The following is a 15,299-nucleotide window of genomic DNA, read 5'->3' as shown; positions in this document are numbered from 1 at the left end:
GGCGCGAGGTGCGGGCCGGCGCCGACATGTTGCCGCAGTACCGGCTTCACACCCGGGGTGCACGATGGTGTCGACGCTCAATTCCCCATCGCAGAAAGCGAGTTGAGGATGTCCAGCACCGCTCGGGCCCTGGCCGACGACAACCCCGGCGCGTCCCCGGGTCCGCACTCCGTCGTCGTCACCGGAGCCGGCCCCACCGGACTGTTGCTCGCCGGCGACCTCGCGGCGGCCGGCGTTGACGTGGTCGTCGTCGAGAAGCGCGCGGAAGGCATCAGCAATCTGACCCGCGCCTTCGGCGTGCACGCCCGCACCCTCGAACTCCTCGACGCCCGCGGAGTCGCCGAGGAATTGGTGACGACCGGTCAGACCATCCGCGAACTCCGACTGTTCGGGGCCATCCCGTTCGACATCGGTTCATTGCCCTCCCGCTACCCCTTCCTGCTGGTCACTCCGCAGTACGAAGTGGAGAAGCTGCTGCTGCGCCGGGCCCTGGAGCACGGCGCGGCCTTCCGGTACGGGACCGAGGTGACCGGCCTCGACCAGGACGAGGACGGCGTCAACGTGTCGGTGCGCGACGCGGAAGGTGCGAGCACCTTGCGGGCCCGCTACGTGGTCGGTGCGGACGGGACGCGCAGCGCCGTGCGGGAGGCCCTGGGGCTCCCCTTCCCCGGCAAGGCGGTGATCAGGTCGGTGGCGCTGGCCGACGTGAAGTTCACCGCGCAGCCCAGCCTGGTGGTGCGGGTGCACGGCACCGGCGACGCCTTCGGGTTCATCGCCCCGTTCGGCGACGGCTACTGGCGCGTCGGCGGCTGGGACCGGACCCACCGGGACGAACCCGACGACTCCCCGGTCGAGTTCGAGGAACTGCGCTCGCTGATCGAGCGCGCCTTCGGCTCCGACTTCGGGATGCACGACCCGCGCTGGATCTCGCGGTTCCACAGCGACGAACGCCAGGTGCCGCGGTACCGGGAGGGGCGGGTGCTGCTGGCCGGCGACGCCGCTCACACGCACTCGCCCGCGGGCGGCCAGGGGATGAACACCGGTCTGCAGGACTCCGTGAATCTGGGCTGGAAGCTGGCCGCCGTGCTCGACGGCCGGGCTCCCGACACACTCCTGGACACCTACCACAGCGAGCGCCATCCGATCGGCCGTGCGGTGCTGCGCACCAGCGGCCTCAACCTGCGGCTGGCCATGGCCCACAATCCACTCGAAGTCGCGCTGCGCACCGTGCGGAAGCTGGTCGTCACGCACGTGCGCCCGGTGACCCGGCAGGCGGTGGGCGAGATCACCGGGATCGGCTACGCGTATCCCGCTCCGCGCGGTGCCCACCGGCTGGTGGGCAGACGCGTGCCGGACCTGGAGCTGGCGGACGGACGGCTGTACGAGGTGCTGCGCCAGGGGCGGTTCGTCCTGGTCCTTCCCGCCGACGGCGCGGCGGGCGGGACCGCGGGCCGGGCACCCGGTGACGAGACCGTGGGGAAGATCGGCCGGACCGCTCCTCTCCCGGACGGGGCCGAGAAGCGCCTGGTCGTCGTCCACCGCGCGGTGCGGGAGGGCGGACCGGACACCCGGGAGGCGGTCCTGGTTCGGCCCGACGGGTACTACGCCTGGGCGGGCCCGGCCGAGGAGCGGGCGATCGAAGCCGGCATCGGTCCCTGGCCGAGCTGAGCCGGGACGGGCCCGAATGGGGCGGGGGCGCGCCGGCCCCGGCGCGCCGCTCAGCGAGGCGGCAGGGGCGACAGCGTCGGCAGGTGCGAGAGGAAGCCGCCGTCCACCGGAATCACCTGGCCCGTGATGAAGGAGGCCGCGGGGGTGGCGAGGAAGGTGACCAACTGGGCCACGTCGTCAGGGGTGCCGAGGCGGGGGATGAGGTTCGCGCTCTGGAACATCTGCTGCACCGGCACGGGCATGTCCGCCTCCAGGGCCGGTGTGCGGACCAGTCCCGGAGCGACCGCGTTGCAGCGCACACCGTCCGCGCCGTACGCGGCGGCCACGAAGCGGGTCAGCGCGATCAGCCCGCCCTTGGAGCTGCCGTAGGCCACCATCACGCGGTCCCCGGACAGGCCCTGGCCACTGGTGATGTTGATGATCGAGCCGCCGCCGCGCTCGATCATCACCGGCACGGTGTGCTTGCACAGGAGCATCGGACCCCGCAGGTTGACCGCGAGAACCTGGTCCCACAGGTCGACGGACATCGACACCACGTCGTGGTCCTGACGGATCGCGGAGGTCAGCGCCGCGTTGTTGTCGAGGACGTCGATGCCGCCGAAGGTGTCCACCGCGAAGTCCACCAGGCGTCTGACGCTGTCCTCGGACGTGATGTCGACGGTGTGCCCGACCACCGACAGCCCCTTGGCGGCGAGTTCCGCGGCGGCGGCCCGGGTCGGCTCCTCGGCGACGTCGGCGAGGACGACGTCCGCACCGGCGGCCGCCAGGGCCTCGACGGTGGCGACGCCGATCCCTCCCGCACCGCCCGTGACCACGGCCACTTTGCCGGCCAGGGAGTTCGTCTGACTGCTCATCGGTCAACGGCCTCTCGTTCGCAACGGGGGCTGGTCGTCACCGATTCTCGCGGGCGGTTGTGAAGGCCGTGCTGCGAGAACGTGTCGCGATCCTCGAGGTGTGCGACGGGCGCTGCGGTGACCGGCCCGGCCGGCGGCCGACGCGTCCGGCACCGCACGCGCACGGCGTTCGGCCGGCTCGGCCGGAGGCGGGCATGTGCGCGTCGGACGGCTCCTCGGCCGTGGCCTCGCTTCGCGCCCTCCGGAGGTCAGTGCGTCCGCGCCTGCTGGTTCTCGGAGACCAGGACCTTGCGCAGCAGGGTGATCAGCGTCGCGCGCTCGGCCGGCGAGAGGTCGTGCAGGAACTCCTCCTGCGAACGCTCGGCCACCGCCTGGAGGCGGCGTTGCAGTTTCTCCCCCTCGGCGGTCAGTTCGACCAGTTGGCGTCGGCGGTCGGCGGGGTCGCGAGTGCGCCGGACCAGACCCCGCTGCTCCACGGTGTCGAGATAGCCGACGAGGTGGCTGCGGTTGAGGGCGAGCCGGTCGGCGAGGACGTGCTGCGGGAGGGGGCCGAAGTCGGCGAGCGCCGTGAGCGCGGCGAAGTGCGGCAGTCGCAGGCCGTGGTCCGCGACCGCGGCGATCAGTACGTCGTGGCCGAGCCGGGCGACGTGGCTGACCAGGTAACTCGGCAGGGCGAGCAGGCTCGGCGGGCGGATCTCGGAGTCCGGCTTCACGGTCTCGGGGCCGCAGTCGGGAGCGTCGGTCATGCAGCGCAGCATAACCACGAGAAAGGCCCTGGACATAATGATGTCGCGCTGTAATCATTACATGGCGACATCATCTCTGGTGTCCCGGCGATCGCGTGGCGCGCTGCCCACGCCGCCGCATTCCCGTACGGAGCGGAGGAACCCCCTCATGACCGATCCGACGACCACCCCCGCCCCGCCCCCGACCGCGGTCGCGGGACCCCGCCGGGGCGTCGCGGCCCCGTTCACCGCCCTGCTGGTCGCCGTGCTCTCCTTCTCGCTGATGCAGACGATGGTCGTGCCCGCACTCCCGGACCTGCAGCGGGAATTCGACGTCACCACCACAGTGGTGTCCTGGGTGCTCAGCGCGTTCCTCCTGTCGGCGTCGGTGGCCACCGCCCTGCTCGGCCGGGTCGGCGACATGTTCGGAAAGAAACGCGTGCTCGTCGCGAGCCTGACCGTGTTCGCCGCGGGGACACTGCTCGCGGCGCTGTCGGACTCCATCGGGCTGCTCATCGCCGCGCGCGCCGTGCAGGGAGTGGGCTCGGCGGCGTTCCCGCTCGCCTTCGGGATCGTGCGCGACCAGTTCCCGCGCGAGCGCGTGCCCGTGGCCATCGGACTCATCAGCTCGACCTTCGGGATCGGCTTCGGCGTAGGGCTCGTCCTTCCCGGCCCGATCGTCGACGCGCTCAACTGGCACTGGATCTTCTGGCTCGGCCTCGTGGTGATCGTCCTCGGCGTGCTGGCCGTCGTCGCCTTCGTGGAGGAGTCGCCCGTCCGTTCACCGGGCCGCATCGACTGGACCGGTGTCGTGCTGCTCAGCTCGGGCGTCGTCGCCCTGCTGATCGCCATCAGCGAGGGCAAGTCCTGGGGTTGGGCGTCCGCCGGTGTGATCGGCCTGTTCGCGGCGGCGGCTGTGCTCCTCGTGGTCTTCGTCGTGGTGGAGCGACGGCTGGCGGAACCCCTCGTCGACATCGAACTGCTGCGCCGCCCGGCCGTAGCGACGTCGCACGTCACCGCGCTCATCATCGGCTTCGGAATGTACGGCGCGTTCACCCTGGTGCCGCTGCTGGCGCAGACACCCCCGCGGGCCGGGTACGGCTTCGGCGCCTCGGTCACCGAGGCAGGGCTCTTCATGGTGCCGATGGCCGCCACCATGCTGGTCGCCAGTCCGCTCGCGGGCCGCATCGGCGCCGCCGTCGGCTTCAAGCTGCCGCTCGTCCTCGCCTGCCTGATCGGAGTGGTGGGCTTCGCCGTGTACGCCGGGGCCCACGACACCAAGTGGGCGCTGTACGTCGGTTCGGGCATCCTCGGCATCGGCGTGGGCTTCGCCTTCGCCGCGCTGGCCAACCTCGTCGTCGCCGCCGTCGACCCCCGCCAGACCGGTGAGGCGACCGGCATCAACACCATCATGCGGACCATCGGCGGTTCGCTGGGCGCCCAGGTGTCCGCCTCCCTCGTGGCCTCCCACACGCTCGCCGGGAGCGGTCTGCCGGCCGAGTCCGGGTACACCACCGCGTTCGTGATGTCCGCGATCGCCCTGGGCGTGGCCACGCTGGCCGCCCTCTCCGGACCGGGCGGCCTGTGGCGCGCCCGGCCGCAGACGGCCCCGGCGGGAGCCCGGACCGAGACCAGCGGCCCCGCCGCGAGCTGAGACGGGACACGCACATGACCGACTACGGACACGACCTGCTCTTCGGCGCCGTACTGGTGCCCTCGGCCGGCCGGCCGCACGACGCCGTGGCGGCGGCCCGATCGGCGGAACGAGCCGGGCTGGACCTGGTGAGCGTGCCGGACCACCCCTACCGCCCGGAATTCCTGGACGCCTGGACGGTGCTGGCGAGCATCGCGACCGCCACCTCCCGCGTCCGGGTCTTCCCGAACGTCGCCAACCTCCCGCTGCGCCCGCCCGCCGCCCTGGCCCGGGCCGCCGCGAGCCTGGACCTGCTCAGCGGCGGGCGGGTCGAGTTGGGGCTGGGCGCCGGGGCGTACTGGGACGACATCGCCGCCGAAGGCGGTCCCCGGCGCAGTCCGGGCGAAGCACTGACCGCGACCCGAGAGGCGGTGCAGGTGCTGCGCGCGCTGTGGTCCGCCCGTGGCCGGGTCCGCACGGACGGAAAGCACTACGGGCTCTACGGGGCTGCCGCCGGGCCCTCCCCCGCGCACGACATCTCCGTGTGGATCGGTGCGGTGGGCCCCCGGATGCTGCGGCTGACCGGCGAGGTCGCGGACGGCTGGCTGCCCAGCGTGCCGCACGTGCCGCCGGCCCGGCTGGCGGCGGGGCACCGCCTCGTCGACGAGGGGGCCGAGGCGGCCGGACGTGCTCCGTCCGCCGTGCGGAGGCTGTACAACCTCTCACCCGGCGCGCAGGACGGCTTCCCCCGGGGCCGTCCGCACGACTGGCCCGAGCAACTGGCCATCCTGACACTGGAGTCGGGCACCAGCGCGTACCTGCTTCCCGCCCAGCACGAGGAGCTGCTGCGGGTCTTCGGCGAGGAGGTCGCCCCGGCCACCCGTGCCCTCGTCGCCGCGGCACGCGCACGGCCGGCGGACGGAGAAGGGGACGACACGGCGGGCGTGGCCCCGGCGGGGGCGACGCGCGGGAGCGTCGCCCCCGCTTCGACCGAGGCTCCCGGCGCCGACCGGTCGGGCACCGCGACGCTCCACGCGAGGCCGGACGCCCGGCCGGCCTCCCGGCGGCGTACGCACGCGGTGGGCGGCGCGGCCGACGGGCTCCCCCCGCTCGTCGCGCCGACCCCCGCGCCCGCCGAACGGCTGAGCGGCGAGCAACTGTGGGAGGAGACGGACCGGCCCACCGGCCCCGCCCCGGACTCGGGGCAGCGCTACGCGCCGGCCCGGCGGGCATCGGCCGCCAACCTGGTCGCCTCCCACGACCAACTGCGCGCGGACCTGGCACGGTTGCGCGAGATCGTCGACGAGGTGCTGGCCGAGGCCCTGGCACCGGGGGACGCGAGATCCGGGTTGCGGGAGCTGAGTCTGCGGCAGAACTCCTGGACCCTGGGCGCGTACTGCGCGTCGTACTGCCGGATCACGACCGTGCACCACACGCGGGAGGACGAGGATCTCTTCCCCCATCTGCGGCACGGCGACCCGCGGTTGGCGCCGGTGCTCGACCGGCTGACGGAGGAGCACCACGCCATCCACGGGGTGATCGAGCGCATCGACCGGGAGTTGGTCGGGTGGATCGAGGACGGGCCCGCTGCCCGTCCTGAGGGACTGCGCGCGGCGGTGGACCTGCTCACCGACGCGCTGCTGTCCCATCTGGCCTATGAGGAAAAGGAGTTGATAGAGCCGATGGCGCGACTGGGCACCGGCTGGTGAGGTCCTCCGGCGCCGCCCTACCCGGGTTCCTCACCCGTCGCGACGGCACGCGAGGTGTCGGCCGACCACGCGGACCACGAGCCGGGGTAGAGCGACGCCGTGGGCAGGCCCGCCAGTTCCAGGGCCAGCAGGTCGTGGCAGGCGGTGACGCCGCTGCCGCAGTACACGACGACGTCAACGTCCGGTAGGGCGCCGAGGGCCGCGTACCGCTCGGCCAGTCGTGGCGCGGGGGCGAACCGGCCGTCGTCGGTGAGGTTGGCGGCCCACGGGGCACTGCGGGCGCCGGGCACGTGCCCGGAACGCACGTCGCTGGGAAGCACGGCAGCGCCCGAGTAGCGGTCGGCGGCACGGGCGTCCAGGACGACGGCGGTACCTGTCGCGAGGGACGCCGCCACCTCGTCGGCGGAGCGCAGGAACTCCTTGGGCCAGGTCACCGGGGTGCGGGTCACGGGCGCGGGGACGACTGGGCCGGTCTCCAGGTCGCCGTCCCACGCCTGGACCCCGCCGTCCAGCAGGGCGGCCCGGCCGCCGGTGCGGCGCAGCAGCCAGACCAGGCGGGCGGCGTAGGCGCCGCCGCTGTCGTCGTAGGCGACGACGGTCGTGTCGTCGCCGATGCCGAGCGCGCCGAGCGACCGGGCGAACTCCGCCTCGTCGGGCAGCGGGTGGCGTCCGCCGGTCGCGCTGGGAGGCGCGGACAGGACGGTGTCGACGTCCACCCACACGGCGCCGGGCAGGTGCCCGGCCTGGTGGGCGGCGCGTCCGTCACGGCCGTCCAGGTACCAGCGGACGTCGGCGAGGACGATCCGCCCGAGGTGCGCGCGCACCCATCCCGCGTCGACCACGGGGGCCGGCGGCACGGGTGGCGCAGTGATCGGACCTGGGCCGCCCGACGGCGGTGCGGGGGTCCGGGCGGGGGACGGATCGGGCGACGGGGACGGGGAGGGGGTCATGCGGGGTTCCCTTCGAGGCGGGGCCGGCGGTGGGCGCAGGGGGCCGGTGCGGTCGGCGCGGTGTCACTCCTTGCGGTGGACGCGGTCGGGCTTCAGCCGCAGCAGGACGCGTTCGCCCTCGGCCTCGCGCACCCGCTCGCTGCCGGTCCACTTGCCGAAGGTGGTGCGGGCCAGCCGCAGTGCGGCCTCGCCCGGTTCGATGTCCACCACGTGGGCTCGGATCTCGATGTAGCGGCGGCTGTTCTCGGAGTCGAGGAGCAGGATGTTGACGCGGGGATCGGCGACGACGTTGCGGTACTTCTGCCGCGAGGTGTTGGTTCCGACGAGCAGGTGTTCCTGGTCGGCGTGCGGCCACACGAGGCTGGTCTGCGGGCCGCCGTCCGGCATCAGCGTGGTGAACACGCCGAGGGTCCGGGCGACGGCGAGTTCGCGCACGTCGTCCTCAAGCACCGGCCACCGCCTTGTCGCCGGACCCCAGGGCGCGCACCTGCGGGAGGACGTCGGAGGCGACGAGTTCCGTCGCGGCCTGGACGTCGGCGTAGGGGAGGCCGCCGACGTCGATGGCGAGCAGGTGCAGGTCGTGGCCCCAGAGCTCGTGCAACTGCCCGAGCCTGTCGACCACTTCGGCGGGGCTGCCGCAGATCGCGGGGCCGCCGGGACCGATGTACGTGTCGAAGTCCGGCGGGACCGGCGGGCCCACGGTGCCGGGCTTCTTCACCGTCAGGTAGGTCTCGATGTAGGGGGCCCAGCGGGCACGGGCCTCCTGCGAGGTCGCGGCGACGAACACGTGGCTGGCGGCGCCCAGCCGGCCCACCGGGTCCGTGCGCCGTTCCGCCCAGAGGGCGCGGTAGGAGTCGAAGACGGGGACGAAGACGTCCGGCTGGCGTGCCGTCGTCCCGACGACCAGGGGCAGCCCGTGCTCGACGGCCAGGGCGACCGACTCCGACCCCACTCCCCCGCTGATCCAGAACGGCGGGCGGGACTGGAGGGGGCGCGGTTGCACCAGCACGTTGTCCAGGGGCGGGCGGAACTGCCCCTGCCAGGTGACGCGTTCCTCGGTCCACAGCCGCAGCAGCAGTTCGGTGTTCTCCCGCTTGCGGGCGGCCTTGGACTCCGGGGCCTGGTCGAAGACGGCGTACGGCTCGGGGAAGAAGGAGCCGCCGAAGACCATCTCGAGGCGTCCGTCGGAGAGCAGGTCGAGCAGCGCGTAGTCCTCGGCGACGAGTACCGGGTCGCGGTTGGCGACGAGGGTGGTACCGGTGGCCAGCCGGATGGTGGAGGTGTGTTCGGCGACGGCGGCGAGGACGACGGCCGGGGACGGGATGACGTCCCGGTCGCCGAAGTGGTGTTCACCGAGGGTGTACCAGGCGAAGCCGAGCCGTTCGGCCTCGGCCGCCGCCCGGACGACGTCCCGCAACCGTTCGCGCTGGGTGAGGGTCTTCCCCGTGACCGGGTCGGGCAGCAGGCTGCCGAAGGTGATGAGACCTAGCTCCATGAGGTGTCCTCCGTAGGACGGTCGCGGTGGTTCGGGGTGCGCGGGCCGGCCGGGCTGCCGGGACCTGCGGGTCCGTCCGGGGCGTTCCGGCCGGGTACAGCCGCCAGCAGTTCGCGGGTGTACGGGTGTTGGGGTGCGCGCAGGACGCGGTCGGCGGTGTTCTCCTCGACCAGGTGTCCGTCGCGCAGGACTGCAATGCGGTCGCTGACCTGGCCGACGACGGCGAGGTCGTGGGAGATGAACAGGTAGGCGATGCGATGGCGTTCCTGGAGCCCGAGCAGGAGTTCCAGGATGCGGGCCTGAACGGTGACGTCGAGCGCGGAGACCGGTTCGTCGCAGACCAGCAGTTCCGGGCCGAGGGCGAGTGCGCGGGCGATGGCGACGCGCTGGCGCTGGCCGCCGGAGAGTTCGGCGGCCTTGCGGGCCAAGGTGTCGGACGGCAGCGCGACGTCGTCGAGCAGCCGCCGCACCACCGCGGCGCGCTGCGCACGGTCGCCGACGCGGTGGTTGCGCAGGGGTTCGGTGAGGAGTTCCTCGACGGTGAAACGGGGGTTGAGGGAGGCGTACGGGTTCTGGTGGACGAGTTGGACGCGGCGGTGCAGTCGGCGCCGGGCAGCACCGCGCAGGGCGGTGACGTCCGCGCCGTCCAGTTCGACGGTGCCGGCCTCGGGGCGCTCCAGACCCAGCACGAGCCGGGCGGTGGTGGACTTCCCGGAGCCGGACTCCCCGACGAGCCCGAGGGTGTGCCCGCGCGGAACGTCGAAACTGACGTCGTCGACGGCGAGATGCCGACGCCGGGGGCCCGGTCCGCGAAGGGGGAAGGAAAGCGTCAGCCCGCGGACGCGCAGCAGGACGCCGGGGGCGGGGCCGTCCGGAGCTTCGCCACCAGGGGCGGCGTCCGGGGCACCACTGGCCGGGTCGGTGAGAACTCGCGTACGAGGAGGTGCAGTTGGACGCGACTCGCCCGTCGCACGGGGAGCACCCGATGTCGCGCGGGGATGACGTGACACCGGATGGGCTGCGCCCAGGACCCCCTCACCAGCCGGACCGGCAGCGCCTTCCCCCTCGGTCGGCGTCGTGGGGGCTGAGCCACCCGGCGGGCCGGGCGAAGCCGCCTCCGCGGTCGTCGCGTCCGAAGACGGGGCGGACGCCGCCGGATCCGTGCCGGACGGCGCCGGTTCCGTGCCGGGCGGCGCGGGGGGCGCGGTGGCCGCAGGCGCCGGCTCCGGCGACGCCGACGCAGCGGGCTCCGCGACCGCTGGTGCCGCACGCCCGGGTGCCTGGCCGGACGTCGTCACGGCGGCAGCCCCCGAACTCGCCCCCTCTCCCCCGCCGGGCCGCCTCCAGGCCCTCACGGCTCCTACGGTCCTCGCGGCCCCTGACTCCGAGGACTTCCCGTCCTCCGAACCGGACCGTGCCACGCGCGCCGCCCCGGTCGCCGCCCCGGCGGCCGCCGTCGCGTGCGCGGGCCTGCGGACGCGGGGTGCGAGACGGGGGACATCGGCCAAAAGCCGCCGGGTGTACGGGTGTTGTGGGTCCGCCAAGACCTCGCCGGTCGGGCCCGACTCCACGACCCGCGCCCGGGACATCACCACGACGTGCTGGGCCCGGTCGGCGACCACGCCCAGGTCGTGGGTGATGAGCAGGACGGCGGTGCCGGTGTCGACGGCCAGTCTCTCCAGGTGGTCGAGGATCTGCCGCTGCACGGTCACGTCCAGGGCGGAGGTGGGCTCGTCGGCGACGAGCAGTCGGGGTCCGGCAGCGGTCGCCATCGCGATGAGCACGCGCTGGCGCATGCCACCCGACAGTTCGTGCGGGTACTGGCGGGCCCGTCGTGCCGGGTCGGGCAGTCCCGCCGCGGCGAGCAGGTCCACCGCCCGCTCGGCGGCGCCCCGCCCGGTGGCGAGGTGGTGGACGCGCAACACCTCGGCGACCTGGCGACCGACCGGCTTCACCGGGTCGAGCGACACGCCGGGGTCCTGCGGCACGAAGCCGATGCGCAGCCCCCGTACGTCCCGCCAGGCGCGTTCGCCCAGCCCGGTCAGTTCCTCGCCCTCCAGGCGGACAGAGCCCCGCTCGACCCGCCCGCCCGGCGGCAGGAGCCCGATCACGGCGTGCGCGGTCGTGCTCTTGCCGGAGCCGGACTCGCCGACCACGGCCGTGATCCGGCCCGGTGCGGCCTCCAGGTCGAGGCCGTCGACGGCGGTCCGGGTTCCGGCGGTTGTGCGGTAGTCGACCCGCAGGCCCGTGATCCGCAGTACGGGGGTGCCCGGCGACTCAGCTGCGGGGAGCGTCGTCCCGGCTGCGGCGGAGGTCATCGTCGTTCTCCTCGGGTCTCCAGAATCCTCGACAGCCGGTTCGCCGCGAGAACCACGACGCTCACGACGACGCTGGGCAACGTCGTCAACCACCAGGCCGTGGCGAGGTAGTTGCGGCCGTCGGCGACCAGTGCGCCCCACTCCGGCGCGGGTGGCGGTTCCCCGTAGCCGAGGAAGCTGAGGCCGGCGATCGCCAGCACGACCAGACCGAAGTCCAGTGCGGCGAGGGCCAGTACGGGCCCCACGGCCGCGGGCAGGACGTAGCGGAAGAGCACGCGCCACCACCGGGACCCGAGCAGGATCGTCGCCTCGACGTACCCGGCCGTGCGCACCCGCAGCACCTCCGCCCGCATCACGCGGGCGAAGCCGGCGACGCTCGTGACGCCGACCGCGACGGCCACCTGGACGGTGCCGAAACCGATGGCCGCGACGATGGTCAGCGACAGCAGGACCGGTGGCACGGAGAGCATCACCTCGACCAGCCGCATGATCACCGCGTCCGCCCACCGGCCGAAGAAACCGGAGGCCAGGCCCAGCAGGGTGCCGATGACCAGTGCCAGGGCGATCGCCACGACCGTGGCCCGCAGCGACAGCGAGGCGCCGTGCACCACCCGGGCGTACACGTCCCGGCCCAGTTGGTCAGTGCCGAAGAGGTGGGCCCCGCTCGGCGGGCGGAACCGGTCGGCCGGTATCCCCGTCGTGGGGCTCTGCTGGGTGAACCACTCGGGTGCGAGCGCCCACCCGAGCACCAGCAGCAGCACCAGGATGGAGAGGACCGCGCCGGGCGAGCGCAGCACGTTCCGGTGGGCGGCGTCCCGCACGGCCCGCCACCGGCGCCCGCGCACGAGGTCGGGGCGCGACCCGGAGTGCGAGCCCTCGCCGGGGCCGGCGCCGGTCCCGGCGGGGGCTCCACCGTCCGCCCCGGACAACACGGCCCCCGGGCGGTGCGGCACGGGGCCCTCGGACGCGGCGCCGCAGGAGCGCGCACCGCTCGTCACGGCGCCGTGCGCCGCGGAGCCGTCGTCCGGCACAGCGCGCTCCGCCGCGCCGCCCTCCGGCACCGCGCCGTCGTCACGCGCTTCGCCCTCGGGCACTCCGGTCCCGGCGGACAGCCCGCCGTCATCCGACCGCGCGCCGCGCTCAGCGCCGTCCTCGTCCTCGCCCGCCCGCGCCGCCGCACCGGCTTCCGCCTCGGCCTTCGCCTCGGCCGACGCACCGGCCCGCGCACCGCTCCCGCTCACGCCGTCACCACCCCTGTGCTCGCCCGGATCCGCGGATCCAGTACCGGGTACAGCAAATCGACGCCGAGGTTGACCACGGCGAAGACGAACGAGGCCAGGACGACCACCCCCTGCACGACCGGCAGGTCCTGCGTGGAGACGGCGGCCTGCGTGATGCGGCCCATGCCGGGACGGGAGAACACCGTCTCCACGACGACCGCACCACCGATGAGGTAACCGACCAGCAGGCCGACCACGGTCACCGCCGGGATGGCCGCGTTGCGCAGCCCGTGCCCGAGGAGCAGCCGGGCCCGGCCCGCGCCGGTGGCGCGGACCGTGTCGGCGTACGGCTCCCGCAGCACCGTGTGCAGGCTCTTGCCGAGCACCTGCGCCACCAGGGCGGCGCCGGGGATCGCGAGGGTGAACGCGGGCAGGACGAGTCCGGTCGCGCCCGTTCCGCCCAGGGACGGGAACACGTGCCACCGCACCGACAGGAGCTGGATCAACAGCAGCCCGACCGCGAACGACGGCACGGACACGGCCAACGACGGTACGGAGCGCAGCAGTTGCCGCAGCGTCGGCGAGACCGCGAGGTGGGCGCCGACCGCCAGTGCGCAACCCGCGGCCAGCGCGAGCACCAGGGCGGTCCCGCCCAGGGCGAGCGTCGACGGCAGCGCGTCGGTGATCATGCGGGTGACCGGCTGGCCGGTCTGGAGCGACGCGCCGAGGTCGCCGTGCAGGGCGTCCACCAGCGCGTGGGCGTACTGCACTGGCAGCGGCCGGTCCAGCCCCAGTTCGGCCTTCGCCCGGGCGACCTCTCGCGGGTCGAGGGTGTCGAACCCGCCGCGCCCGCTGAGCATGAGCGCGACGGGATCGCCGGGCAGCAGCCGCAGGGCGGCGAAGGCGAGGGTGAACGCCGCCCACACGACGAACACCGCGCGCAGCACCCGCCCCGCCAGGTAGCGGGCGACGGTCGCCGCCCCGCGCGCCGCCGTACGGGCGGCGCGCGGGGACGGCGCCTGGCTCATCCGAGCCATGCGTCGTGCAGGTTCAGACGGGTCGACGCGTCCAGCGTCAGTCCGTGCACCCGGTCGGAGACGCCGTGCACGAGGGAGCCCTCGTACAGCGGGACGGTGTCCGCGTGGTCGAGGATCCAGTCGGTGGCGTTCTTCACCGCCGCGCGGCGAGCGGTGTCGTCGGGCGCGGACGCCTCCTGCTCCAGGTACGTGTCGAGCTTGCTCGCCGGCAGGTGCCAGAGGTTGGAGCCCTTGGAGTAGAAGATGTTGCGCAGCACGTCCGGGTCGGCGCGGGTCACGGCGACCGCGGTGATGTCGAACTGCCCCTTCTGCTGCTGCTCGACGTAGGCGGCGGGCTGGACGGCCTTCAGCTTGACGTCCACGCCGAGCTTGCGGAGCTGCTGCTGCACGTACTCGTCCACGGGGGGCAGCGGCGCGGGGATCAGCCAGGTCAGGGTGAGCTGCTTGCCGTTCTTGGCCCGGATGCCGTTCTTGCCCTCCTTCCAGCCGGCCTCGTCCAGCAGGCGCGCGGCGGCGTCCGGGTCGTGGGTGAGCTTGTCGCTGTCGTCGCTGTAGTAGGGGGTGGTGGAGGCGAGGACGCTGGTGGCCGGCTTGTACGAGGTGTTGAAGACGGTGTCGACGAGCTGCTTGCGGTCGATGCCGACCAGCAGGGCCTTGCGCACCTTCTCGTCGGCGAGGGCGCCGACGTGGTTCAGGGACAGCGGGGGCACCAGGCCGGGCGCGGGCTTGGACAGCAGGTGGAAGCCGTTGCTGGTGAACTGCGCCTGGTCGGTGGGCTGGACGCTCTTGGCGACCTGCACCTGACCGGACTGGAGGGCGCTGGTACGGGCGCCTGCCTCGGGGACGAAGGTGAACTTCACCTTGTCGAGGCGGCCGGCCCCCTTGTTGTCGTCGAGCGAGGACGGCCAGGCGTAGTCCTCGCGCCGCTTCAGGACGACTTCCTGGTTGGCGGTGTAGTGGTCCAGCACGTAGGGGCCGGAGCCGTAGAACTGGCCGCGGCAGCGCTCGGCGTTGGACTTCCCGAAGGTGGCCGGTGACAGGATGCCCAGGCCGACGCCCGAAGTGGCTTGCAGGAACTGGGCGTTGGGGGCGTCGAACTTGACCGTGAAGGTGTGCGCGTCCTTGACGGTGGTGCCCTGGTAGCCGCGGATGTAGGCGGGGGCACCGTTGGCGGGCTGCTTGATCAGGTTGTCGAAGGTCAGCTTCACCGCGTTCGCGTCGACGGGCTTGCCGTCGCTGAAGGTGACGCCGTCGCGCAGGACGAAGGTGAAGTCGCGGCCTCCGGCGCCCTGCGTCCAGGACTTGGCGAGCCACGGCACGATCTTGCCGGTCTTGGGATCCTGGTCGGTGAGGGTGTCGACCACCGACCGGGTGATGTCCACGGCGGCCAACTGGCCGGTCTGCTGCGGGTCCAGGCAGGCGGGGTCGGCCTCGGCGCCGACGACGAGCGTGCCGCCGTTGCGCGGGGTGCCGGCCGCCGCGCCGCCGGAGGGCCCGGAGCCGTCGTCGGAACAGGCGGTTGCGGTGAACGCCACCGCGAGCAGCGCGATGGCCGGGCGAAGGGGCAGCCGGTCGAGGGAACGCCGACCTGTTCGACTTCTGGACATCAAAGGCCCTTTCTGGGACGTACGGGCGTGCGGGCGCACACCGCGGGCACGGCAGGACTGGCCTGCCGTGCCGCGGCGGGCGC

The 15,299-nt window shown here is 73.7% G+C and carries 12 protein-coding genes; 3 read left to right on the top strand and 9 right to left on the bottom strand.

Annotated features, from left to right (window positions below):
• The first annotated feature begins 108 nt into the window (after positions 1-108).
• A complete protein-coding gene (locus ACFZA0_RS18235) occupies positions 109-1,668 on the top strand; it encodes an FAD-dependent oxidoreductase (RefSeq protein ID WP_391017467.1) in 1,560 nt (519 codons plus the stop codon).
• A gap of 50 nt (positions 1,669-1,718) precedes the next feature.
• Here the strand turns inward: ACFZA0_RS18235 and ACFZA0_RS18230 are convergent, their stop codons facing one another.
• Entirely contained in the window at positions 1,719-2,522 is an 804-nt protein-coding gene (locus tag ACFZA0_RS18230) for a glucose 1-dehydrogenase (protein WP_391017463.1), read from the bottom strand.
• A gap of 248 nt (positions 2,523-2,770) precedes the next feature.
• Positions 2,771-3,268 carry a MarR family transcriptional regulator gene (locus ACFZA0_RS18225; protein ID WP_391017460.1) on the bottom strand — a complete coding sequence of 166 codons (498 nt, stop codon included), beginning with the start codon at positions 3,266-3,268 and terminating at the stop codon, positions 2,771-2,773.
• A 148-nt stretch (positions 3,269-3,416) separates the two neighbouring features.
• Here ACFZA0_RS18225 and ACFZA0_RS18220 point away from each other — a divergent pair, with 148 nt between their 5' ends.
• Complete coding sequence (locus ACFZA0_RS18220; protein ID WP_391017459.1) at positions 3,417-4,901, top strand: MFS transporter; 1,485 nt, start codon at positions 3,417-3,419, stop codon at positions 4,899-4,901.
• 14 nt (positions 4,902-4,915) lie between these two features.
• Positions 4,916-6,589 carry an LLM class flavin-dependent oxidoreductase gene (locus tag ACFZA0_RS18215; RefSeq protein WP_391017456.1) on the top strand — a complete coding sequence of 558 codons (1,674 nt, stop codon included), beginning with the start codon at positions 4,916-4,918 and terminating at the stop codon, positions 6,587-6,589.
• Between the two features lie 17 nt (positions 6,590-6,606).
• Here ACFZA0_RS18215 and ACFZA0_RS18210 read toward each other — a convergent pair whose 3' ends face one another.
• From ACFZA0_RS18210 to ACFZA0_RS18180, 7 genes are all read right to left on the bottom strand, one after another.
• Positions 6,607-7,446 carry a rhodanese-like domain-containing protein gene (locus ACFZA0_RS18210; protein ID WP_391017454.1) on the bottom strand — a complete coding sequence of 280 codons (840 nt, stop codon included), beginning with the start codon at positions 7,444-7,446 and terminating at the stop codon, positions 6,607-6,609.
• Positions 7,447-7,602: 156 nt separating this feature from the next.
• A complete protein-coding gene (locus tag ACFZA0_RS18205) occupies positions 7,603-7,989 on the bottom strand; it encodes a TIGR03618 family F420-dependent PPOX class oxidoreductase (RefSeq protein WP_391017451.1) in 387 nt (128 codons plus the stop codon).
• Positions 7,982-9,034 (bottom strand): LLM class flavin-dependent oxidoreductase, encoded by a 1,053-nt coding sequence (locus ACFZA0_RS18200; RefSeq protein WP_391017449.1) that lies wholly within the window; start codon positions 9,032-9,034, stop codon positions 7,982-7,984. The genes ACFZA0_RS18205 and ACFZA0_RS18200 overlap by 8 nt, the downstream gene beginning before the upstream one ends.
• On the bottom strand, positions 9,025-11,352 hold the full coding sequence (locus tag ACFZA0_RS18195) for a dipeptide ABC transporter ATP-binding protein (RefSeq protein ID WP_391017447.1): 2,328 nt from the start codon (positions 11,350-11,352) through the stop codon (positions 9,025-9,027). The genes ACFZA0_RS18200 and ACFZA0_RS18195 overlap by 10 nt, the downstream gene beginning before the upstream one ends.
• On the bottom strand, positions 11,349-12,593 hold the full coding sequence (locus ACFZA0_RS18190) for an ABC transporter permease subunit (RefSeq protein WP_391017444.1): 1,245 nt from the start codon (positions 12,591-12,593) through the stop codon (positions 11,349-11,351). Before ACFZA0_RS18190 ends, ACFZA0_RS18195 begins: the two co-directional genes overlap by 4 nt.
• Entirely contained in the window at positions 12,590-13,600 is a 1,011-nt protein-coding gene (locus tag ACFZA0_RS18185; protein WP_391017441.1) for an ABC transporter permease subunit, read from the bottom strand. The genes ACFZA0_RS18190 and ACFZA0_RS18185 overlap by 4 nt, the downstream gene beginning before the upstream one ends.
• Positions 13,597-15,216, bottom strand: a complete 1,620-nt coding sequence (locus ACFZA0_RS18180) for an ABC transporter substrate-binding protein (protein ID WP_391017438.1) — start codon at positions 15,214-15,216, stop codon at positions 13,597-13,599. Before ACFZA0_RS18180 ends, ACFZA0_RS18185 begins: the two co-directional genes overlap by 4 nt.
• Between the last annotated feature and the right edge of the window lie 83 nt (positions 15,217-15,299).

The organism is Streptomyces sp. NPDC008150 (assembly GCF_042956945.1).
In the GTDB taxonomy this organism is placed as follows: domain Bacteria; phylum Actinomycetota; class Actinomycetes; order Streptomycetales; family Streptomycetaceae; genus Streptomyces.
Note: the sequence above shows the minus strand (reverse complement) of the source record. Positions and strands in the feature narration are given on the sequence as shown.